This window comes from Spirosoma foliorum, assembly GCF_014117325.1.
Classification (GTDB): Bacteria; Bacteroidota; Bacteroidia; order Cytophagales; family Spirosomataceae; genus Spirosoma; species Spirosoma foliorum.
On the sequence record NZ_CP059732.1, the window covers coordinates 3,284,371 to 3,306,553 of the forward strand.

The 22,183-nt window shown below is 45.6% G+C and carries 21 protein-coding genes; 7 read left to right on the forward strand and 14 right to left on the reverse strand.

Features of this window, described 5'->3' with window-relative positions; all coding sequences use genetic code 11:
• Positions 1-840, reverse strand: coding sequence for a TolC family protein (locus tag H3H32_RS13690; RefSeq protein ID WP_182463238.1), 840 nt, complete (start codon positions 838-840; stop codon positions 1-3).
• Between the two features lie 221 nt (positions 841-1,061).
• Complete coding sequence (locus H3H32_RS13695; RefSeq protein ID WP_182463239.1) at positions 1,062-2,255, reverse strand: glycosyltransferase; 1,194 nt, start codon at positions 2,253-2,255, stop codon at positions 1,062-1,064.
• Between the two features lie 189 nt (positions 2,256-2,444).
• On the opposite strand from H3H32_RS13695, the gene H3H32_RS13700 reads away from it, so the two are divergent.
• On the forward strand, positions 2,445-2,699 hold the full coding sequence (locus tag H3H32_RS13700) for a hypothetical protein (RefSeq protein WP_182463240.1): 255 nt from the start codon (positions 2,445-2,447) through the stop codon (positions 2,697-2,699).
• Between the two features lie 105 nt (positions 2,700-2,804).
• On the opposite strand, the gene frr is transcribed toward H3H32_RS13700, so the two are convergent.
• The 6 genes from frr to dusB all read right to left on the reverse strand — a co-directional run bounded on the left by frr (position 2,805) and on the right by dusB (position 7,770).
• Positions 2,805-3,365: a ribosome recycling factor gene (frr, locus tag H3H32_RS13705; protein WP_182463241.1), complete on the reverse strand. Its 561-nt coding sequence runs from the start codon at positions 3,363-3,365 to the stop codon at positions 2,805-2,807.
• A 96-nt stretch (positions 3,366-3,461) separates the two neighbouring features.
• Positions 3,462-4,193 (reverse strand): UMP kinase, encoded by a 732-nt coding sequence (pyrH, locus tag H3H32_RS13710; RefSeq protein ID WP_182463242.1) that lies wholly within the window; start codon positions 4,191-4,193, stop codon positions 3,462-3,464.
• A 65-nt stretch (positions 4,194-4,258) separates the two neighbouring features.
• A complete protein-coding gene (locus H3H32_RS13715; protein ID WP_182463243.1) occupies positions 4,259-5,212 on the reverse strand; it encodes a sugar phosphate isomerase/epimerase family protein in 954 nt (317 codons plus the stop codon).
• Between the two features lie 18 nt (positions 5,213-5,230).
• The gene (locus tag H3H32_RS13720) at positions 5,231-5,737 is read right to left on the reverse strand and encodes an acyl-CoA carboxylase biotin carboxyl carrier protein subunit (RefSeq protein ID WP_182463244.1); all 507 of its coding nucleotides are present in this window, start codon (positions 5,735-5,737) and stop codon (positions 5,231-5,233) included.
• Positions 5,738-5,780: 43 nt separating this feature from the next.
• Positions 5,781-6,689: a DMT family transporter gene (locus H3H32_RS13725; RefSeq protein ID WP_182463245.1), complete on the reverse strand. Its 909-nt coding sequence runs from the start codon at positions 6,687-6,689 to the stop codon at positions 5,781-5,783.
• A gap of 88 nt (positions 6,690-6,777) precedes the next feature.
• Positions 6,778-7,770: a tRNA dihydrouridine synthase DusB gene (gene dusB, locus H3H32_RS13730; protein ID WP_182463246.1), complete on the reverse strand. Its 993-nt coding sequence runs from the start codon at positions 7,768-7,770 to the stop codon at positions 6,778-6,780.
• Between the two features lie 246 nt (positions 7,771-8,016).
• Between dusB and H3H32_RS13735 the strand changes: the two genes are divergently transcribed.
• The 4 genes from H3H32_RS13735 (at position 8,017) to H3H32_RS13750 (ending at position 10,956) form a co-directional block, all read left to right on the forward strand.
• On the forward strand, positions 8,017-8,898 hold the full coding sequence (locus H3H32_RS13735; protein ID WP_182464333.1) for a CPBP family intramembrane glutamic endopeptidase: 882 nt from the start codon (positions 8,017-8,019) through the stop codon (positions 8,896-8,898).
• Positions 8,899-8,935: 37 nt separating this feature from the next.
• Entirely contained in the window at positions 8,936-9,154 is a 219-nt protein-coding gene (locus H3H32_RS13740) for a putative signal transducing protein (RefSeq protein ID WP_182463247.1), read from the forward strand.
• Positions 9,135-9,968 carry a phosphatidate cytidylyltransferase gene (locus H3H32_RS13745; protein ID WP_182463248.1) on the forward strand — a complete coding sequence of 278 codons (834 nt, stop codon included), beginning with the start codon at positions 9,135-9,137 and terminating at the stop codon, positions 9,966-9,968. The genes H3H32_RS13740 and H3H32_RS13745 overlap by 20 nt, the downstream gene beginning before the upstream one ends.
• 259 nt (positions 9,969-10,227) lie before the next feature.
• Positions 10,228-10,956, forward strand: a complete 729-nt coding sequence (locus H3H32_RS13750; protein WP_182463249.1) for a carboxypeptidase-like regulatory domain-containing protein — start codon at positions 10,228-10,230, stop codon at positions 10,954-10,956.
• A gap of 17 nt (positions 10,957-10,973) precedes the next feature.
• Here H3H32_RS13750 and H3H32_RS13755 read toward each other — a convergent pair whose 3' ends face one another.
• Positions 10,974-11,765, reverse strand: coding sequence for a UDP-2,3-diacylglucosamine diphosphatase (locus H3H32_RS13755; protein ID WP_182463250.1), 792 nt, complete (start codon positions 11,763-11,765; stop codon positions 10,974-10,976).
• 385 nt (positions 11,766-12,150) lie between these two features.
• Here H3H32_RS13755 and H3H32_RS13760 point away from each other — a divergent pair, with 385 nt between their 5' ends.
• The gene (locus H3H32_RS13760; RefSeq protein WP_182463251.1) at positions 12,151-12,912 is read left to right on the forward strand and encodes a hypothetical protein; all 762 of its coding nucleotides are present in this window, start codon (positions 12,151-12,153) and stop codon (positions 12,910-12,912) included.
• Between the two features lie 232 nt (positions 12,913-13,144).
• Here H3H32_RS13760 and bioB read toward each other — a convergent pair whose 3' ends face one another.
• Positions 13,145-14,140: a biotin synthase BioB gene (gene bioB, locus H3H32_RS13765; RefSeq protein ID WP_182463252.1), complete on the reverse strand. Its 996-nt coding sequence runs from the start codon at positions 14,138-14,140 to the stop codon at positions 13,145-13,147.
• A gap of 391 nt (positions 14,141-14,531) precedes the next feature.
• On the opposite strand from bioB, the gene H3H32_RS13770 reads away from it, so the two are divergent.
• Complete coding sequence (locus tag H3H32_RS13770; protein WP_182463253.1) at positions 14,532-15,734, forward strand: DUF6563 family protein; 1,203 nt, start codon at positions 14,532-14,534, stop codon at positions 15,732-15,734.
• A gap of 22 nt (positions 15,735-15,756) precedes the next feature.
• Here H3H32_RS13770 and H3H32_RS13775 read toward each other — a convergent pair whose 3' ends face one another.
• From H3H32_RS13775 to sppA, 4 genes are all read right to left on the reverse strand, one after another.
• Positions 15,757-17,706, reverse strand: coding sequence for a pyrroloquinoline quinone-dependent dehydrogenase (locus tag H3H32_RS13775; protein WP_182463254.1), 1,950 nt, complete (start codon positions 17,704-17,706; stop codon positions 15,757-15,759).
• Between the two features lie 21 nt (positions 17,707-17,727).
• On the reverse strand, positions 17,728-18,927 hold the full coding sequence (locus H3H32_RS13780) for an acyltransferase family protein (RefSeq protein ID WP_182463255.1): 1,200 nt from the start codon (positions 18,925-18,927) through the stop codon (positions 17,728-17,730).
• A 111-nt stretch (positions 18,928-19,038) separates the two neighbouring features.
• Positions 19,039-20,232, reverse strand: coding sequence for an AraC family transcriptional regulator (locus tag H3H32_RS13785; RefSeq protein WP_182463256.1), 1,194 nt, complete (start codon positions 20,230-20,232; stop codon positions 19,039-19,041).
• Positions 20,233-20,322: 90 nt separating this feature from the next.
• Positions 20,323-22,089 carry a signal peptide peptidase SppA gene (gene sppA, locus H3H32_RS13790; protein WP_182463257.1) on the reverse strand — a complete coding sequence of 589 codons (1,767 nt, stop codon included), beginning with the start codon at positions 22,087-22,089 and terminating at the stop codon, positions 20,323-20,325.
• Positions 22,090-22,183: the final 94 nt, after the last annotated feature.

Below are 22,183 nucleotides of genomic sequence, written 5' to 3' on the forward strand. Positions count from 1 at the left end.
TTAGTTACGTTTTAATCGTTGGATAGGCATTCCTACTAATGCTTCAAAATAGCGAACATTTTTCAAAAAACTGCCTTTCGCTTGCTCTGAGGCCGTTTTAGCCTGTACATAACGGCTGGTTATCGACGCCATCAGATCGGCAGTTATCTGACCTTTCTGAATTTCAACTTCCCCAACACGAAGGGCAGTCAATGAAGCCTGCTCGTCAACCAACAAAATTTTCAGGAGTTGCTGCGTCGTAATCATATCCTGATAAATACCGATCAGATCACGTTTCAGCGACAACTCAACCGTTTCTCTCTGATGTACAGCTGCTTTATAATTAGCCTGCGCCTGACGTATCTGGTGTTTTCGGCCAAACAACTCATACAGTGGAAACCGAACATCAATGCCTACCCGGTAACCGTTGGCAATTTGCCCAAGGGTACTCCCCTGTGCTGTTGACGTTCCCCCTTGTTGTAGAGCACCTGTCGAGACCAACACCTGATTTCCCGTTGAATAATTGGCCGCTCCCGCAACATTCTGCAGAATTTGCAATTTGGCTATTTCATACCCCTCATTCAGTGAATTGGCTACTTCATTCTGATACTTCACTAAAGGTGAGTGCGTTACAGCTATTTTCATTAAATCATCAAACGGCAGTAACTGACCAGCTATGTCCTGATTTATATCGAGATATAACGTATCGTCAGCAAAACCAGACGATGCTCCAAACGAAACAAGCCCACGGGCTCCGCGATTTTGCCCTGAACAGAGCGATATAGTAAGAACTCCAATCAGGCAAAAAAGACTAAACCGGCAAATAAGTATTGTGTTTAATCGAAATAAACGGAATCTCATTCTATAAAAATTTACGCATGTCTTTAGTACTACAAGTATCTATCCAATAAGTTTCCTATTTCTAGAACACAATAACTTATCATTTTCATTTACCGGCAAAATCAAAACTTTAAATCAACTACCAGTTTTATACTTTTGCTACCTGTCTATTCCTGATTTTGACTATTTTATTCCTATTTTGTCACACTTGCCTATTCGAGCAGGCCCAATCAGTTCATCTGCTAAGGCACTTGCGTATCAGCCGATCCCGTATGGGGAGTATGCATAAATCGTTTAAAGGCCTTCCGCATATTCAACACCGCCCGAACAAAGCTGAGCAATATCATCGGGATAAGAAGTAATTCCTTCATACTCACCCGCTTCCACAAATACGTAGGCACCGATATTACCAAACTGACGATCAGTAGTAACAGCAAAACAACTGGAATTTGCCACAACAATGCATTTCCGGTCAGTATCCCAAGCAGGCAACTGATCACCAAAAGTCCTAACAGGAGAATCTTGGGTAAGATTATAGCTTGAATTACTTTGAATCCACTGGCAAATCGACCCGAGAAAAGCTCCTTTACACCGCTCCAGAAATAAAATTTCACAAACTGCCATTGAGCGGCAATCCACCTAGTACGCTGGTTTTCGAAGACCGCCCGCTGGGCAACTTTCTCGTCGTAAATGAACGCATGTTCCAGATAGCCAATTGTATGACCATTTAATACCACATTGGTTTCCAGCTCTTTATCATAGCCACCCATGGTATGTTGCGTTGTCATTGCCGCTTTCATAATCGCGGGTTCAAATGCCATACCCGATCCAATGGTAGCCGACGAGAATCCTAATACCCGCGTGGCTTTCCTAAAAATATGGTTATTGATTTCCTCACTGATGGCATCCAGAATAGCCATACTTGTGTTGATATTTTTAGCAACCCGATGTCCTTGAATGGCTCTCCACCCCTGCCCAAAAGCTGTATTTATCCGGCTCAGAAAATCAGGTGCCATATGATTATCGGCATCTGACACAACTAGTATATCATACTCTTCAATCGGTAACCTGTTTAACGCTAAATTAATGGCTTTGGCAACGGTAGACACCTCAAAGGAAACGGGAAGAACTTTAACAGGTAAGGCAGCCAACTGGCTAAGTGTTTGAGGTAGGAATGAATCGGCAATGACAACCAGGTCAAATCGGTCTGATGGGTATATCTGTTTCAGGTTTTCAGTAACAGATTCAATAATGACTGCATCTTCTTTATAAGCGGGAATTAAAACGCCTATTTTCCTAAAAAAAACGGGAGTCTGCTCCTGATCCGTATCATCAGCTTTACCCAATCGGCCAGCTATAGCGAATACAATCCAATATAAGACATTTAGTGAAATAATTCCTAAAAATAGGATATATATAGCGTAGAAAAACTGCATAATTAACTAAAATAATCAACCCTATCTTGCCACAACCTACCGTCTAATAAATTTCTCGGGAAATTGGTCTTTGTTCCCCTTCCAACCGAACTCCTCCCCACAGAATCCTTGCCTTTTAAGACCAATAATTTGTGACCAAGTCACACTATATGACGCAACCCTAATTCCAATCTGTTCGTATATCAGAACATGCGCTACATCGTTGTTTTCGCTCAGCAGGAAATTGGCTACGCCGTGGGGTTCGACGACCCCTCTGACGCGGTTGATTTTTTATTCTGGGGGTATGAAGAATATGAGCTGCTACCGTATGGCATTTTTGACGCATTAACTGGAGAAGTATTTCCCTATAAACACCGGGGCGAATTAGTCGTTTCGGTTAATGAGGAGACAATCAGCCGTACCGCAAAAGATTATTTGAAAGCAGCTATCCGGCAGACAACGTAAGCCTGTTGCCAACAGGGAAGCTATCTTTATCACATAAAAAAACCGATCATAAAAGACCGGTTTTCATTGAGGACTGAATCCTTATGACTAGGATGATTCGACAGCTTAAACTATCAGAATATCCTTTTCTTTCGCTACAAATATTTCGTCGACACGCGCAATGAACGCATCGGTGAGTTTCTGAACGCGTTCCTCACCTATTTTTACGGCATCTTCCGAAACGCCATCTTTCGTGAGTTTACGAATGTCGTCGTTCGTGTCTTTACGAATGTTCCGAACATTGACTTTGGCAGTTTCAACCTCCTGTTTCACCTTTTTAACCAGGTCACGCCGACGCTCTTCGGTTAATGGGGGAATACTCAGGCGAATTTGTTCACCATCATTGTTTGGATTAAGACCCAGGTTTGAATTACGGATCGCCTTTTCTACTTCGCCAATGAGCTTTTTTTCGAACGGCTTGATCGAAATAGTGCGGGCATCGGGTGTATTGATCGATGCTACCGTATGCAACGGCGACAGCATTCCGTAGTATTCAACCTGAATGCCATCGAGCATGCTTGCATTAGCCTTCCCGGCGCGAATTTTAGTCAATTCAATGGCTAAGTGCTTAAGCGCCTTTTCCATCGTGTCCTTTGCATCGTCGAGAAACAACTCGATTTCTTCCATGTCTTACTTAGTGATTGAGTGATTGAATGATTGAGTGACTGAATGATTGAATGTATCTGCCACTCAATCATTCAGTCACTCAATCATTCAATTTAATTATGGTAATTTCATTGTAATGAGCGTGCCCTGATTGTCATCACCTTCGATCAGCTTAAGCAAACTACCCTGCTTATTCATATTAAATACGATAATGGGCAGATTGTTTTCCTGACAAAGCGTGAAGGCTGTAAGGTCCATAACACTCAGTTTCTTTTCGTAAACGTCGTCGAAGGTAATGCTCGTATACCGCGTCGCTGTTTTATCCTTCATCGGATCGGCGGTGTATACTCCATCAACCTTCGTGCCTTTGAGCACTACATCGGCCTCAACCTCAATTGCCCGTAAGGCTGCCGTTGAGTCGGTTGTGAAATAAGGGTTACCCGTTCCTGCCGCAAAGATGACAACTCGACCTTTTTCGAGGTGACGTACTGCCCGCCGACGTACGTAAGGTTCGCAAACCTGCTCCATCTTGATAGCCGACATGACTCGTGTATACATCTTATGCTTTTCGAGCGAGCTTTGAATGGCCATCGCATTGATAACTGTTGCCAGCATACCCATGTAATCGCCTTGTACCCGGTCAATTCCCGAGCGTTCACCCGACACGCCCCGGAAAATATTGCCCCCACCAATAACGATGGCTACCTGTACGCCCAAATCGACTACCTCTTTGATTTCCTTGCTGTATTGCTCGAGCACAACTGGATCAATATTGTAACCATTTGGCCCAGCCAGAGCCTCCCCGCTCAGCTTGAGCAGGATACGTTTATACTTTGTCTGCGATGTCATGTAGGGAAATTTTGCGGGCAAATATAGGAAAAAAGGCAGGAAGGAAGCAACGCCCAAAGGTTGGCTTATGCCGATTTCCACATTTCTTTAAGTCGGTTCAGGTCTCGCTTCATCGCCATAAATAAATCATTTCTGGGAATCGATAGGTGTGTAGCCCCATGTTCGGCTCCGCCCATTGGGTACTCAATGTGCAGGGACACAGGCACCTGCAGGTTGGCTTTTTTCAATAATTGAAAGTACGTTTTAAAATCAACCATGCCTTCTCCCAGTGGTACATCCTGCACAATCCATTGACTACCTTTCTTCTCCCAGCGAAAATCTTTTATTGGAATAGTTTTGATCTGCGGCAATAATAAACGAACGCCATTCGGCCAGGATGTTCCTCCTTCGACCGTAGCGTGTCGGATATCATACTGAATACCCATATACTGAGGGTTGGCCTTTTTAAGAATTTCCCAAAGCTCCCAGATCGACGCACCGACTAATAAACCCGCGTGATTTTGATAGCATCCAACTAAATTCAGGCGCTTGTTCAGTTCTCCTAACGCTTGTAACTGGTTCTGAAACTGTAGAATCGAGTCTGGCATGGAGCGCTTATCGTCATAGGCATACCATTTCATCCGATATGCCTTATAGCCTAATTTAGCGGCCGTCTCCAGCAGCTGTCGGTCAGTCGGATTGGTCGCGTCGCCGACGGCTGTGGTCATCAATTTAGGTGGAAGTCCGGCTTTTTTTAGCGCATCAACCGCTTTTGGCAAATCGTCCTCTACACGCTCAGGTACCACATGGCCATCGGGACGAACGGTTAGGTCAACTCCATCGAACCCCATACTGGCCGCAGCATCGGCCATATCGGTGTAGTTCAGAAATTGCAGATGTTTCGAGAAAATATGAATGTCGGGCAAGTATGTTTCGACCCGATTAATCGACTGATTCATAGCCGAAGGTAGCAATGGCAATGAGCCAGCAACCAGCGTAGCCTGTTTCAGAAAATAACGACGAGAATGCAAGGAGTCCATGCTCATCTAAATACCATTTTAGGCAAATTCTACCAATACCTGCCCTTTTTCGACCCGATCACCTTTGCTAACTCGAATAGTTTTTATTGTCGCATCAGCAGGTGCCTTCAACATGTTTTCCATCTTCATAGCTTCCAGAATCAGCAAGCTATCCCCCTTACGAACCTCATCACCCGGTTGTACACTAATGCCCACAATTAAACCAGGCATTGGCGCTTTTAGCTCATTAATTTTTGCACTGGCCAACGTACCCATGCCCATTTTTTCAAGCAGCTGGTCGAAACGATCTTTTAGTTTTACTGGATAAATATGCCCATTTATCTTCAGCGTGACCGTTTTCTCGGCTGTGTTCAGTTCCAGTACTTCGGCTGTGAATGAGCGATTCTGGTGTAAAATATGGAACGTCCGATCAGAAAGTTTGACCAGGTCCCAGGCAAATAGTTCGCCGTTGAGCGTCTGGCCTTCGGGAAGAAAGTCAATTGAGAAAGGAGCAAGTTCCGAGTCGACAAGCGTTGCGGTATACATATTTTTTTGGTTTCGCCGGGTTAATTGTTTTGAAGAAAATAAACTACGATTTATTTACCAGCCAGATTCCAGCTAAACATACGCCCATTCCGGCAAATTGCACCAGATAGATGGTTTCGCCATCTAAAACACCCCACATCAAGGCAACAATGGGAATTAGATATGTGACCGAAGCAGCAAATAAAGGCGAGGCCAGTTGCATAATCCGATTAAAAAAGATCGACATTAAGCCCGAGCCAAATACGCCAAGGGTAACCAATGCCCCCAATGACCAGTTATTTTCATGCGTAATAACCCGGCTCAAAAAATCGGTCGGCATAAGCGTGAGTAGGGCGATTGGACCCGCAAAAGCAAACAGCCAAGCGGTCGATATGAGTGCAGGAAGGTGGCTCAAGTAGCGCCCAATCAGGTTTGTATTCAGACCATAACAAATTGTGGCCAGTACAACCAAAAGCGCATATTTATTTAGTTGAAATGAACCCGTTGCACTAAAAAATACCAAGAGTAACGAGCCCGCCAAACCAAGTAAAATACCAGCAGCTTGCCGAATCTTGAGCGATTGCCCGAAAAATACCCCACCAAGAATCAGCGTAAATAATGGACTTAGTGAATTTAAGGCACCGGCTAACGAGCTGTTGAGATGCGCACCTGCCTCGGCAAATAGAAAGGCCGGGACAACAAACCCAATTACAGCCGATGCCAGCAAGGCTACCCAGCGGTGTCGAACGGCCACACGAACATCGGCCTGACGGCTTTGCCTCGCCAGAAAAGGCGTAAAGAAGAAAAGTGCAAAGACTAATCGCCCAGCCCCAACCTGCTCTGGCGGAAAGGAAACCAGACTACGTTTGATTAGAATAAATGAACTGCCCCAGACCAACGCGAGCGCACAAAGCAGTATCCAGGCTAATAGTGGTCGTTTCTGAGGAATTACGACAGGTTCTTCAGCAGTCATTGTTGAGGTAGAATTACAGAAACTGCAAGATAGTTTTTTATGCGAAAATCCGGCTAGTCCTGTAATTCAGTCGACCCCAACATGAAAATTAAGCAATCAGCGCAATGTCGTAGGTTTCAGCTATTTCATCCAGAATAGCACTTACGCCACTATACGAATCGGTGGTCACTAAGCGCATCCGATAAGGTTTGAAATCGGGTAGTCCTTTGAAATAATTGGCATAATGTCGACGCATCTCAAAGAGTCCTACAATTTCTCCTTTCCAGCGAATCGAAAAATCAAGATGCTGACGGCATACCGCTACCCGGTCAGAAATGGTAGGTGGAGACAAATGCTGGCCTGTTTTAACAAAGTGTTTGATTTCGTTAAAAATCCAGGGATGCCCAATACTGGCCCGACCAATCATTACCCCATCTACCCCATAACGGTTTTTATACTCCAGCGCTTTTTCAGGCGAGTCAATATCACCATTACCAAATATGGGAATTTGAATCCGTGGATTTTCTTTAATACGACCAATAAGCGTCCAATCGGCTTCACCTTTATACATCTGTACGCGCGTACGTCCGTGAATCGTTAACGCCTTTATCCCGATGTCTTGCAAACGTTCTGCGACTTCACCAATATTCTTCGTGCTCTCATCCCAACCCAGTCGGGTCTTCACTGTCACGGGCAAGTGGGTGGCTTTTACAACAGATTCGGTCATCCGAACCATTTTAGGAATATCCTGCAACAAAGCGGCTCCAGCGCCCCGGCAAGCTACATTCTTAACAGGACAACCGTAATTAATATCGATCAGATCGGGATTGGCTCGCGTGGCAATATGAGCGCATTCGCCCATGGTTTCTACATCCGAACCGAAAAGTTGAATGCCGATAGGACGCTCATACTCAAAAATATCCAGTTTCTGAACACTCTTGGCGGCATCACGAATCAACCCCTCCGACGAAATAAATTCGGTGTACATCAGATCGGCTCCGTTGGCTTTGCATACTGCCCGAAACGGTGGATCACTAACGTCCTCCATCGGTGCCAGTAGCAGTGGAAAATCCGGAAGTTGTATCGTACCAATATTGACCATTTTTGTTTCAATGGGTTCCCAAACCCAGCTCTATTTTCGTTTAATTAATTGAGCAGTAATTAAAACTACCCGCAAAGGATGTACAAGTTACGATTTGCCCGGCAGTTTGGTTCCGTTGATCTGCGAAGCAACTCAAGCGAAAAACATTCTTCGTAACTCGTATTGCGTATATTTACCGAAATTATGCAACCACTCCACTTTCAAGAAGCCTCCAATTCACGGCCACCTACCATTGGTGGGCTGACTATGCTTGTCGGTTTTATCCTAATCGGAGGTGTTGTCAGCACTTATCTTTTGCTTGGTATTCTGGCACTGAGTAAAGGAATGGACTTTACAGAAACGCAGGGTTACCTGAAAGAACTAGCCATTAACCCAACCGGCACACCCGCCAACTGGTATGAGTTAATGTTGCTTCAGGCCGTTAACCACCTCGGTACGTTTTTCCTCCCCTCTTTATTGTATTGGTATGCGATTGAACGACGAACGTGGGATCAGTTTAACCCTCGGCCCGTTTCGGCAGTAGCTGGATTTAGTATCGTCGTCCTTATCGTCATTGCGTTTATGCCATTCGATGGGTTGATTATCGAATGGAACCAGAATCTCCACCTACCCCAAACCCTGGCGCCCATTGAGCAATGGATGCGCGATCAGGAACAAAAGCTATCAGGACTGACAAAGTACCTTACTTCGTTTAAAACAGTCGGCCAATTGCTGATTGCAATTCTTGTCATTGCGGTTATTCCGGCCCTTGGCGAAGAAACGCTATTCCGGGGTATTTTACAACGTAATCTCATCCGCTGGACAGGCAATGCCCATCTGGGAATTTGGCTGGCAGCTGCCTTATTCAGTGCTATTCACGTACAATTTCTGGGCTTTTTTCCCCGAATGTTACTTGGTGCCTTATTTGGCTATTTATATCTGTGGTCAGGCAATCTTTGGGTATCTATTTTAGCCCATTTCGTCAACAATGGTTTTACTGTTGTGATGGTCTATTTACACCAGAAGGAAATGACTACCATGGATATTGAAAGCACAGAGACCGTACCAATTCTGGGTTCATTGGTTGCCTTACTGGTTACGACGGGCCTCTTATATTATTTTAAGCAGATAAATTCAGAGCAGACGTAGAAACTGGTCGGCCAGTACGATTTCTCTTTACAATACCATGACCGAAACCTGGGAATCAATCTATACAAGCCCGCTACCTCACCGGGCCGAACTGGCAAAGGCTTTATTGCTCGAACACGACATTCCGGCAGTAGTCATTAATAAACAAAGTAGTAGTTATCCTAGTATTGGCTGGGGAAAGAGCGAGGTTCATGTGCTGGCTAAAGACGCTGTTCTGGCCAAAGTAATCCTGGAAAATGAAGCAACGTTTAGCTAACTTATCGAACCTGCAACAACGAGTTATTGCGGCTGTGGCAGGTGTTCCGTTTATTCTGTTTATGATCTGGTATGATGCCTGGACGTTTGCGCTACTCTTTTGCGTAGTCAGTGCACTCACCCAGCGCGAATTTTACCGTCTGCTCGGCCTCGATGGATTTGAACCGCTTACAGCCTACGGCACCGTTGTAGGCTGCATGATTTGCATTCTGGCTTATTTTGTTGAAACCGATCAAATTGGCACGGGTAATTATTTTCTGATTTGTCCGGCTTCCTCCATGATTTTCCTGATCAAGCTCTATAAGAAGCGCGACATGAAGCCTTTTACCAATATCGGCTTCACGTTTCTTGGGATTATCTATGTGGCCATGCCGTTTGCCCTTTTAATCATTTTAGCCTTGCAGGGCGGCACCTACCATCCGGCTATTATTACGGGCTGCTTACTGTTACTCTGGGCCAGTGATATCGGAGCCTATTTTGCCGGAACTAAATTCGGCCGACGTAAACTATTTGAGCGGGTTTCTCCCAAGAAATCCTGGGAAGGTAGTATTGGTGGTGCAGCAGCAGCTGGCCTGATAGCCCTTGGGTTAACCTTCTGGGCGCCCGAGCTCAAACCCTGGCAATGGTATTGCGTTGGCGGTATTATTGTCGTCACCGGCACCTACGGCGATCTGGTAGAGTCATTATTTAAACGTAGCATCGCGATTAAGGACTCAGGCAGCAGCATTCCGGGGCACGGTGGATTTTTAGATCGATTTGATGGGCTGTTACTTGCCGCACCATTTATTATCACCTTCCTCAAATTGTTCGCGTAAACCAGGCATAAGCTCAACTTTTACAGGCAATTAGATAATCTTTTACTGCCGACTCCCAGTCCGTACCTATCCGAAATTGATCCGTTAAAATTCGATTACAGGGTCTTAAATAACCTTAAATCAAATTTTAGTTGGGGCAATTTCCAGTCATAATGCTTAAATTTGACAGGGTATCCGTACTAATCTTTCTTAAAATTCGGGTAGCCGAAACCTTATACTGCCTTTTACTAGTTTACGTTGTAGTTTAGATTGTAGGTCTATGAAGAAGTCATTGACGTTATTGGTTTTTATTCTGGTGTTGTCTGCCTTAGCGGGACTCTTTACGACCGTACAGGCGCAAGGGCAGGAACGACAGATAACGTTTACAGGTTTTATCACCGGAGGTAAAACCAATGATGCTTTGCCAGGTGCCTACATTTACATTCCAAAAGCGGGCAAAGGCGTTTTAGCAGCCCCCAATGGCTACTTTGCGTTACCTGTGTTTCCAGGCGATAGTGTTATTTTCAGCTATGTCGGTTTCCGGACTCAATATCACATTATTCCCCGTCGGATAACAGACCTTACGTATTCGGCCGTAGTAGCGTTGCAGGAAGATGTTAAAACGCTGGCAGAGGTAAAGGTTTATCCATATGCTACGGAAGAGCTATTTAAAGAGGCCTTTGTGAACCTGAAACTCCCCGACGAGAAAGAGCGGGAGAATCTGGCCAAAAACATGGACCCGACGGTTATTATGCGTCAGGCAGCCACAATGCCAATGGGAGCACTGGCTAACCACCAGAATTTCGTGAATCAACAGTTCTTCGGACGAGAGTCTATTATTGGCCGCAGTGCTACGCCTACATTCGCTTTTACTAACCCGTTTGCCTGGGCTAATTTCATTCGCTCCGTTAAGCGTGGCGACCTAAAGACTAAAGAGTGGCGAAGCGAAATCAACAAGGCTCCTCGCGAAAACGTATCCCGAAAAGATATTCTGAATGAAACCAACTAATTCAGCATTGCTTTCCTTTAGCTGGCTGAATTAGGTTCCCATATTTTGAGCTGGATATCCGCTCCATCAAAAACTCCATAGGTTTTAGCGGAAACCCATTCGCCGAGATTGATATAGCGGCTGTTAGATGTTACGGCTAAATCTAGTGGTAGATGCCGGTGACCAAAAATGTAAAAATCGTGGTGCGTTTTGGTTTCTACTTCTTTTGAGTATAGCCAAAGCCATTCCCGCTCTTCGCCCAGAAAATGCTCCTCCCCTTTCTTCTGGTTGCTGATCCGGCTTCGGCGCGACCAGGCATGAGCTAGACCAATACCCAAATCGGGGTGTACCCAACGAAATAGTTGGCGAGCTAAACCGCTTTCAAAAACCGTTTTGAGACGTTTATAGACATAGTCACCCGGCCCTAGCCCATCGCCGTGGCCTATGAAAAATCGTTTTTCGCCAATGTTATAGCGACGTGGCTCCCGATAGATAGGAATTCCCATTTCCTGCGTAAAGTAATCGTTCATCCACATATCATGGTTACCCGTAAAAAGCACAATACGGATACCGGCATCGGTGAGTTCAGCGAGTTTGCCCTGCAGGCGGATGAATCCTTTGGGAATGCTTTTTTTGTATTCAAACCAGAAATCGAATACATCCCCGACCAGAAATATCACATCGGCATCGGCTCGGATGGTATCGAGCCAGTTAACAATAATCCGCTCCCGGTCGCGGCTTTGTTGATGCGAGGGAGTTCCTAAATGAAAATCAGAAGCGAAATAGACTTTTCGACCAGAAGCAAGGGGAATGGTTTCGATCTCGGACATGGATGCGGTTTATTCTGCCGCAAAACTACATAACGAAACCCGATACGGATATAGAAAGAAGCGATTGGGTGTACCTTTTTCTATTCTGATCATCTATTCATGCCGAACCGTCAATGAATATTTTTTCTCAGTTGTATCGCTAATAGGCTATCGGTGGTTAATTACTGACTGACGATAAAAGGTACTAGAAAGTCCTTCACTAACAGTCTTTTACAAAACCCAAAAATCTGTTTTTCAAATTAAAAACGTCGATTTAATCGTCTAGAAATAAGAATATTGGTCAATTAACGAGTAGGCTTGTCGATTTTCTGATCATGTAAAAACATCCGGCTGACTAAAATGGTATTTAAGAAAACGCTAATTTTGGCTTTTCTCCAAATAGACCATGAAAATCAAATCGCTACTACTGGCCTTTCCCGTACTTTGTTTAGCCTGCAGTAACCCTGGTTCTGACACTTCTGATCCAGCTAGCCAAATGGATGCCAGCCCTATTCTGGCCAAAAAAGTGGCAGGCGTCAACACGCTATCTGTCGATTTTGGGTACGACGAACCCTGCAACATTTTAGGCGAAGAGTATGTCCGCAGCACCTTTAATTTAGGCGAAAAAACAGAATTAGAAGAAGGCCACGGACACAACGGCTGCGAATTCACCTGGGAAGGGAATAAAGTTCTTGTTTCCTTTGGTGGATCGAAACCTTATCCGTCTATAAATCAGGCTGAATATCTTTTCGACAAGATGTATCAGAATAAACCAGCTGCCGCTCCTGCTCCGGTCGCTGAAGTTCCTGAAACTGCAACTGTCAGTAGCTCAGAAGGCACTAGCCCTGAAGCCATCGTTACCGATGAAGAAGCTACCGAATCTCATTCGACCGATGATCACCAGCCACAACATGGCGGTGTAACCGCTGCTGCTACGCATACAGAGCATGCCGCTAGCACGGGTCATTACGAAGCGGTTCCAAATGTTGGTGATAAAGCCGTTTGGGATGCAACAACTGGCGCGCTACACGTTCTCTACAACAATCACATCATCAATGTGACCGTTGAAACAAAAGGTAAAGCTGAAGCGAAAAAAGAACAGGCGCAAAGCTTAGCCGAAGTGCTCATTGAAAAAATCGCCGATAACGAATACGTTCGTCGCTTGTAATAGGCATATATAATTTCATAAAAAGAGCCGCTTAGATTACTAAGCGGCTCTTTTTTATGTACGCATGTCTGTTTAAACTTATCCTTTTACAGAAAATACTAGACTATTTTTGTCATTTCGACGTCAGGAGGAATCCGCTCCGGCGGCCCGGTCAAAGTTCCTCATAAGTCAAGCTCGAGATTCCTCCTGATGTCGGAATGACAAAAAACAGATACATGTATAAAGATCTAGATTACACAGGTACCTGCTCAAATACAACCGCTGGTTGGGAAGCATCTTTGAATGCTTTACGCGGACGAATATTCAGCGTCTGGAATAACTCCTGATCGGCGTCGCCATCAGGGTTTGGGGTTGTCAGGAGCTTGTCTCCGGCAAAGATCGAGTTGGCACCCGCCAGAAAGCATAAAGCCTGCTCTTCGGTATTCATACGAACTCGTCCGGCCGATAAGCGAACCATGGCTTTCGGCATAATGATACGCGCCGTAGCAATCATCCGAATCATTTCCCAAACCGATACGCGTGGCTGATCTTCTAACGGTGTACCTTCTACAGGCACCAACGCGTTCACCGGAACTGACTCAGGGTGTTGGGGTAACGTAGCCAACGTATGCAGCATACCGATACGATCCTGGTCGGATTCGCCCATCCCGATAATACCTCCCGAGCAGACTGAAATACCTGCTTTGCGGGCATGACCAAGCGTATCTAGGCGATCATCGTAGGTGCGTGTGCTGATGATGTCGCCGTAAAACTCTTCGCTGGTATCGAGATTGTGGTTATAGGCATATAGGCCTGCATCTTTCAGTTTTTGCGCCTGGCTTTCGGTAAGCATACCTAGCGTGCAGCAAACCTCAAGGCCCATTTCGTTGACACCCTGCACCATGTCGAGCACTTTATCGAAATCACTATTGTCGCGCACTTCGCGCCAGGCAGCTCCCATACAGAAACGTGTACTGCCCGTATCTTTGGCCCGTTGTGCGGCTGTTAACACCTCGCTCACTTCCATCAGTTTGTGAACTTTCACGGCGGTATGGTAGCGCGCTGCCTGTGGGCAATAAGCACAATCTTCGGGACAGCCGCCCGTCTTGACCGATAGCAAAGTACAGACCTGCACTTCTTGCGGATCATGGTGCTGACGATGAACGGTAGCAGCCCGATACATCAAATCCAGTACGGGTGAATTATAAATCTCGGCTATTTCAGCACGGGTCCAATCGGTACGAAGCATAGCGCTGGGTAAATTAAGTAAGCTAGTAAAAGGGTCAAAAATAGCCAGTGAAGTGCTTCGGTGCAAATAAGAAGAGGAATCCTACACTACCTGATTAGTTCTCAATGGAAAATTTTGAATATGTGTGAGATTCCTGTCGTTTTGAAATCCTACAACTGATACGTCTTCGTATAAGCTTCTCTAATTTTTGTATGATCTCTGTTCTATTAAAAGTAATTTATTTCCTATAACCTCTTTAGTAGTACATATAAGTTACCATTTGATGCATAATTCTCATAGTTCCAATTTATACTTTTAGAATTAGTTGTGCGCTTAAAATAAACAATACCGTTACCGTCGAATTCAGAAACGTACATCCACAACCATAAAACGTTAACCAAAACTAGTTTAGATGAAACCCCTCTATACCCTATTTACGTTCTTCTTGATTACTAGCGAATTAGCAGTTGCTCAGAAATCCGCTGTTATCCGATTATTATTTCAACCAGACTTGTCCATGAATACGCCCGGTCGTCTGTTTGCCATCGATTCTGTAATTGATGCCCGACTAGACACCCTAAATCGTATTGGAGCCTGGCAATATGCATCAGGAAAAACGGCTGAAATCCAACTTAAAAGTGGCTTTCAGTCTACACTGACCAATTTTATAATTAACTCCTTACCGAATGTCGACAACAAACTACCCTCTTATGCACTCACAATTCATGAATTTACGGTTAGTGGCACACCACAGACTACCCATTTTGATCTCGCCCTTACCTTCTCGAAGTATATCAATAGCTCACAGATAACAAACAAGTCTCCTTCTGTGAGTACTACACAACAAATGGAGCCGGTTTACAATGTCGATCTCATTGTTGAGAACAGCAGTAAAACCATCGCCGAAGTACTCAAGCAAGGTATAGCCATAGCCTTCCTTAAATTCAACAAGTTTTTGGCAAATCCGACTACTGAGCCAGCCGTTTACAGCGATTTAGCGTTAGAAGCCGCTAATGCAGCTAGAGATCTGAATCTTGCACCAGCTATCTATGATAGCACAAAAAGCAATGAAGACAACTTACTCCGTTGCAAGCAGCTTAGGCCAGGTGTTTACCAGAACTTTAGTGATCTAAGACAAAATCGCCCATCATTGATTGGCAAGTTAGTAGTTGAGGAAAAAAACGGCTTCGCTGACTTGAGAAAGTCTACTGGCTCTCGGTCTAAAAACAGTTTCTTTGGCTTCAGTGATGGCAAAAATCTCTTTATCAGTAAACGTTACCAGAGTGGAAGCTCAGCCCGACAGTTTGTTAAAGTGAAAAGTATGGGGCGTTATTTACTCTGGATTGACAATTATATTAGCTCAAGTATAATTTCCGGCGCATCATTTGGCCTAATAGGCCTTGTGGCTACGTATACCGATAAAGACTGTATAGCCCTGGATATGCAAACAGGTGGAGTTTTCAGAATAACACAGGATAAATTGAAGGAGATGCTATCAGGTCAAGATGATTTATTGAACGAACTTGCTATGCTGCCTAATCCGGGAAATGGACCAGAGCAGTATCGTTTGCTGGAAAAATTAAATCAACGCAATTATCCTACCATAACCCACTGAAACAGCTCTCCTCACTCTACCATCAGGGCAATCGATACCCTACCAGGTAATCTCCCAGCTTGGTTCCTAACTTACCATGCCCTCCGGCGGCTATCACCACGTATTGTTGTCCATTCACCTGATAGGTCATAGGAGTCGCCTGTCCGCTTGCCGGCAGAGGAACTTCCCATTGCAGGCTACCATCCTGTGTTTTAAAGGCACGTAAGTGGCCATCTAAACTGGCCGCTACGAAGACAAGTCCGCCCGCTGTGGCAATGGCTCCTCCGAAGTTTAACGAACCCCATTGCTTAGCTTCTGGGTATTTATTGATATCCATCATATAGCCTAAAGGTACTTCCCATTCCAGCGTTCCCTTTTTGAGGTTGATAGCCGCTAATGTTCCCCAGGGCGGTGGCGTTTGCATTTGAATGCCTCGTTCATCTCGAGTGAACATATAGCTACGTTTTAATACATAGGGTGTCCCCGACTGCATTCCGGTTTCGGCCCGAAGTAAATCCTGATCATTTTTTACCGATTCGGCCAACTTTTCCCGTTCCAGTAGTCGAATAACAGCCGCCATCCGGTTCACATTGGTGATCAACAAACCCGATGTGGGGTCATAACACATACCTCCCCAATGGATACCTCCCACGTTACCCGGTGTCATCAGGCTGCCCTGTAATGAAGGTGGCGTATAGATGCCTTGATACAAAAGCCCATCAATTCGTTTTTGAGCAATAGCTTTATCGGCAGGGGTCATGCCCCAGGCTTCTACTTTTTGTAAGCCCAATGCAGGTAGCATTGTCGGGAAGGGCTGCGTCGGAAACGCTTCTTCACCCGGAATAGTCGATTTTGGAACGGGGCGCTCCTCGACTAGTAACAAGGGTACTCCTGTCTCCCGATTCAGGATAAAGACAAAGCCCATTTTTGTACCGGCGGCCACCGCTGGCACCGTTTTACCATTGAGGGTAAAGGGAAAAAGCAACGGCTGCGACGCATTGTCGTAATCCCATAAATCGTGGTGAACCGTCTGAAAACTCCAGACGACTTTGCCCGTCGAGGCCCGAATCGCCACAATGGAACTGGCATAAAGATTTTTTCCCAGGCGCTCACCTCCATAATAATCAGGGCTCGGGCTAGTCGTTGGAATAAACACCAGATCTCGCTCAGCATCGGCAGAAATAATGGACCAGGCATTCGCAGCGCCGGTTTGATTAGCATTAGGGCCTTTCCAGGTCTCGAAACCAGCTTCTCCTTTTAGGCGGGGAATTGGGTCCCAACTCCAGCGTAAAGCACCTGTTACGGCATCATACGCCCGTACGACACCCCGATCATAATTGAACCGCTGATTATCGCCCATCGACGAGCCTACCACAACAGTATTCCCGATAATCGCGGGTGGCGACGTAACGCTAATGTTGCCCACTCCCGCCCGTAAATCCACACTACCCGCTTTGCCGAACGTGGCTATGGGTTTACCGGTAAGGGCGTCCAGCGCGATCAGCCGTCCATCAATCGTGGCTACAAAAATACGTTTTGAGGTTCCGCCCGTTACTTGCTTATCGTTTGGGGCAGGCCAGACAGAAACACCGCGCGACGTCAATTCGGATAAATCCTGGCGCAGGTACACGTCAGGATTGTAGTCCCATTTCTTTTGCCCAGTAGCTGCATCAACCGCAAAAACCCGCGAGGTGGGCGTACTAAAGAAAAGCGTTCCGTCAACCATAATGGGCGTGGCTTCGAAAGCGGCTTTTTCTTCGGCAGAGGTCCCTTTGTAATGCTCTAACTCGCCCGTTCGGAACGTCCAGGCTACGGTTAATTGCTTCACATTGCCCGGATTGATTTGCGTCAGTGGTGAAAACCGCATGCCACCTGCATCGTTCCCGTAAGCAGGCCATTCGACTGAATTGGCAGGTTGTTTTTGTACTGGCTGAGCACAGACGGCAACAGACAGAAGACTAAGTATGATCAGGTGAATAAGCTGATTTTTCATGTCAGAAGATTTAGAGTAGTCTTACTTTGCTTTGAGGCCGAACAGCACTCGCGTTAGCTTAAACGGCCTGATTACCAGCAGATACACAACAATACAGGCAACTAATGTGGAAAGGCTTACCACCAGAAATCCATCGTAAACACCCAGATTCGTTCTTTTTAAAACCGCATAGCCAATGAGAACAATTACAGTCTGATGGAGAATATAAAACGGATAAACAGCTTCGTTCAGCCTCGGTAAAATTGGCTTACTGATGTTTAAGTAGCGATACCCATACGCTACTGTCGCCAGCACCGAAGCCACCATCAGGCATTGCCGGTTCGTAAAGTATGTGAAGTCGAGCCAGAAGACTGTATCAATCTCATCGAACGTAAACCAGTAATTCATCCCGTACATAACGACCGTAAAGACAAGTGTTGCGACCAGGAAAATATGGCGTTGTTCAGTAAGGATTGCCCAGAACTCCTGTCGACTCACCAGCAAATATCCAAACCAGAACAGCAACAGGTTTTCGGCAAAATAGGCCCAGTCATTTAGTAGGGCATGGGTCTCGTCCGGGAAATACGGACGGAGCGCATACTGGCTAGCCAGGATACTGACAGCCATGATCCAGAATGCACCACCAGGTAACGCAATCAGGCGACCAAAACCAGTCGTGAATCGTTGCCCACTGGCGGATTTCAACCAGCTAAATACAGGAATACTTAGCAACGAGAACAGAAATAAATACGTAACAAACCATAGATGGTGCCAGCTAAAAGCCCCACCCGTTCCCCCATCTTGATAAGGCTGAAATTTAAACACCTCTGGGTAAAACTCGCTGTAACTCCCCGAAAACCGACCACGAAACAACCACTCGATATATATCTGGGGCGGCACAATAACGAACATCCCAAATACAAGCGGAATAAAAAGTCGCCGAATACGTTCGCCAGCGTATAGACTAAATGACCGTTTTCGTAAGGCAAAAAATGTTCCGGCTCCGGAGATTAAGAAGAGCAGGGGCATCCGCCATTGGTGAAGCCACCGCATCAGCAGTTCCATTGGCCGACTATGTTCGTCGCTGTTAATATGCCAGCCCCAGGACACATAGATCATGCCCGTATGGTAAAATAACAGGATGAGAATGGCAATGATGCGGAGCCAGTCAAGATCGTATCGGCGCGGGTTAAGTGTTGGAAGCACTGGATCAGTGGTTCGTTGAAGCAGTGTCGGCTGCATAGTTTTTGCAGATTTAGTTTATGCTGCAAAAGTGCCTTCACAAAGCCCCAAACGACCTATTTCCCGGCAATAACGAAGTTCGTGCCGACCGGGACGAACTTCGTTCTGACATTAAGCTCCCTGTTTCAGTCCCTTTGTTCGGTACTGTGCGGGGGTCAGGTTGGTTAGCCGCTTAAAAGCGGTATGGAAAGCTGAAGGCGAATTGTAGCCAACACGCTCGGCAATCTCATCGATTTTCAAATGGGCCGTTGTGGTATCCGTCAGCAATCGTTGCGCTTCGGCAATCCGGTAAGTCGCCAGCCAGTCGAAGAAGTTTTGCCCTAACCGATCATTCAGTAATTGCGACAGGTGGTGTGGGCTGGTGTTTAACCGACTGGCAAGTTTGGGTAACGATACGTCGCTATCGAGGTAGGGTTTTTCGGATTCAATCAATCGGGCAAGTTTTGTCAGAACAGCGTCTTCAACCTCTTCCGATAAGGCCGATTTTTCGTATTTCTTTTTGGGTTCGACCGTTGAATCTGGTTCACTAATTTTTGGTTCTGCAATCGGTTCGTCTCGTAAGAAATCGGACCGACTCATCACTAAAAAACTGTTCGTGTAAATCGTGATCGCGATGTATGTTGCCAGCAAGTAGTCGCCAACATCACGAACAAACTGCGGCTTAACCAGAGCAATCAGAAAGGGCACTAAGGCAAACAACCAACTCGGTAAACGAAGGGATTTTAATTTGGTTGAAGAGCGTAATGACGCGCCTTGCCGACTCGCTTTCCGGATAGCCAGTAACGCCAGAATAGCATAGATAAAACAGCTAACAAGCGTCATCTCGCTAATAAGATGGCGTAGTTCAGTGACATCCTCCTCCCAATAAAGATGCTGTTTTATAAACGGTAATTCAGGGTGCTGTGAATGGATATAGGAGTTGTATTTAAATTCAATGGGCTGGTAAAACCAGGTTGCCGAATTAATAAGCCAGATACCAAACGGCACTAAATGCCAACCCCAACGCCGGGGCAATCGCTGCCAAAGTCGACTGAAAACGAAAAAATAGAACAGTGGTCCCAGTAAGAAATTGAATGGCTCAGAAAAATCGACCGTCCATAATAGCCGAAATGTATAGTTGGTATAGTTTAAAAATATTTCTCCACTGATTGCGGATAAAACCAACATAAATAGCCCATGACACCGGTTGGAGATGTTCTTCCCCCGCTCTCCTGTCAGGAAGAAAATACCCAGGAACAGACCCTGTGCAACACCAAGGAAAATGATGAGTGCAAATAGGTCAAGATGAATGGGAAGCGTTTGCATGTAAACAGTATTACGTAGCGAAGATAAAAAAAAAGACCTATAAGGTTTTAAAAACCTTATAGGTCTGGATTACGTAAACCAAACTTTAACCTAATGAATCGTAATCTCAAAAGGCATTCGCATTTGAATACCTTCCAGGGTTTTAAGTTTTTTCAGATACTTTACATAAGGTGCCAGTTCGCCAAGTTGGGCCTGAATCCGGCTTTCTTCGTCACCCCCAAACGAATTCATCACCTGCTCGAAGAATGGTTTCTTACGAGGCTGGTAACGTAATTTATAATCGCCTTCTTTCAGCTTAGCCGATTGCGCAGCTAATTCAATGGCATCGTCCAGACCACCTATTTTGTCAACCAAACCAATAGCTTTGCCCTGGCTACCCGTCCAGACACGGCCACCCGCAATAGCCCGGATGCTATCCACTGGCAATTTGCGGCCTGCCGCGGCTTTACCCGTGAATTGTGCATAAATCCGCTCGGTCGACCGTTGCATAGTTTGCTTCTGGAACGGTGTCATCTCGTGGGTACCCGTTGGAAAATCAGCGTTTTCGTTGGTTTTTACGCGATCGTACGTAACACCGAGCTTGTCTTTAAAGAAGGTTTCCGTGTTGAAGAGCAGCGAAAATACCCCAATAGACCCAGTAATGGTGTTGGGTTGAGCAACAATTTTGTTGCAGCCCATGAGCATGTAATAGCCTCCCGAAGCCGCATAATCGGACATTGAGCCAATAACGGGTTTAGCTTTCTTAGCCAATTCAACCTCACGATACATTACGTCCGACGCCAACGCGCTGCCTCCACCTGAGTTTACTCGAAGCACAATGGCTTTCACTTTATCGTCTAAACGAGCCTTCCGTAATTCCTCAACGATGGTTTCAGAACCAATGCTATTGTCTCCACTTTTACCCGAATGAATATCGCCCGAAGCGATAATGACGGCAATCCGATTCGAGCCAGATCCTTCTTCATCCTGAGTATCAGATTTTTCGTATTTACTCAGCGAAATGTAATTGATTTTCTTTTTCTCATTGATGCCGACTTGCTTCCGAATCACAGCTTCCAGTTCGTCCTGATAGCCCACGTTCGTAATTAGTTTGGTACGGAGTGCATCTTCGGGTTTCTGAATCGTCAGATTGTCGGCATAGCGTTTCAGCGAATCGACCCGAAGGTTACGGCTTTGCGCTACCCGAACCAGCATATGGTCGTTGATCGAGTTCAGGAATGAGGTCACCTGACGCTTGTTTGGTTCACTCATATTCTCCCGAATGAACGGTTCAACGGCGCTTTTAAACTCGCCTACCCGGAAAATCTCGGGCTTTAAGCCCAACTTATCCAACGTGCCTTTAAAGAAGGACAGTTCGGCATTGAGACCATTCCATTCCAGTTCGCCAGCCGGATTCAGGTAAATTTTATCGGCAACCGATGCGATGTAGTACCCTTTCTCGCTCATGCCCTCAGAATAGGCATATATAAATTTCTTTGACTGTTTGAAGTCGATAAGGGCATTACGAACTTCTTCAACAGTAGCCCAGCCAGCCTGTGGGTCTTCGGTCTGGAGGTAGATACCGCTAATGTTATCATCCTCTTTGGCATTCTTCAGGGTTTTCTTCAACTCGACCAAGCCAAGCGCATCGCCCGTACCCATAATAGGCCCAAAACCCTCAAAGGGGTTCTCGCTACTCCGCTCTTCAATGGGTTTATCTAAATCTATTTTCAGTACTGAATTCGCTTTTACATCCGTTTTCTGATCGCTGGACGACGACAAGGCAGCCGCAAAGCCAATAAGAATCAGAAAGCCAACAAACGAAAACAGTATCAGACCGATAATGGTAGCCAGAACATATTTAAGAAACTGTCGCATGTATTAAAATAAATGTGAGACCCTTGTTAACAGGTTATTACAAATATAGCCCGGAAGTAAATTCCCAGGCTATAAAAGTGTTGAAAGCGTAAAA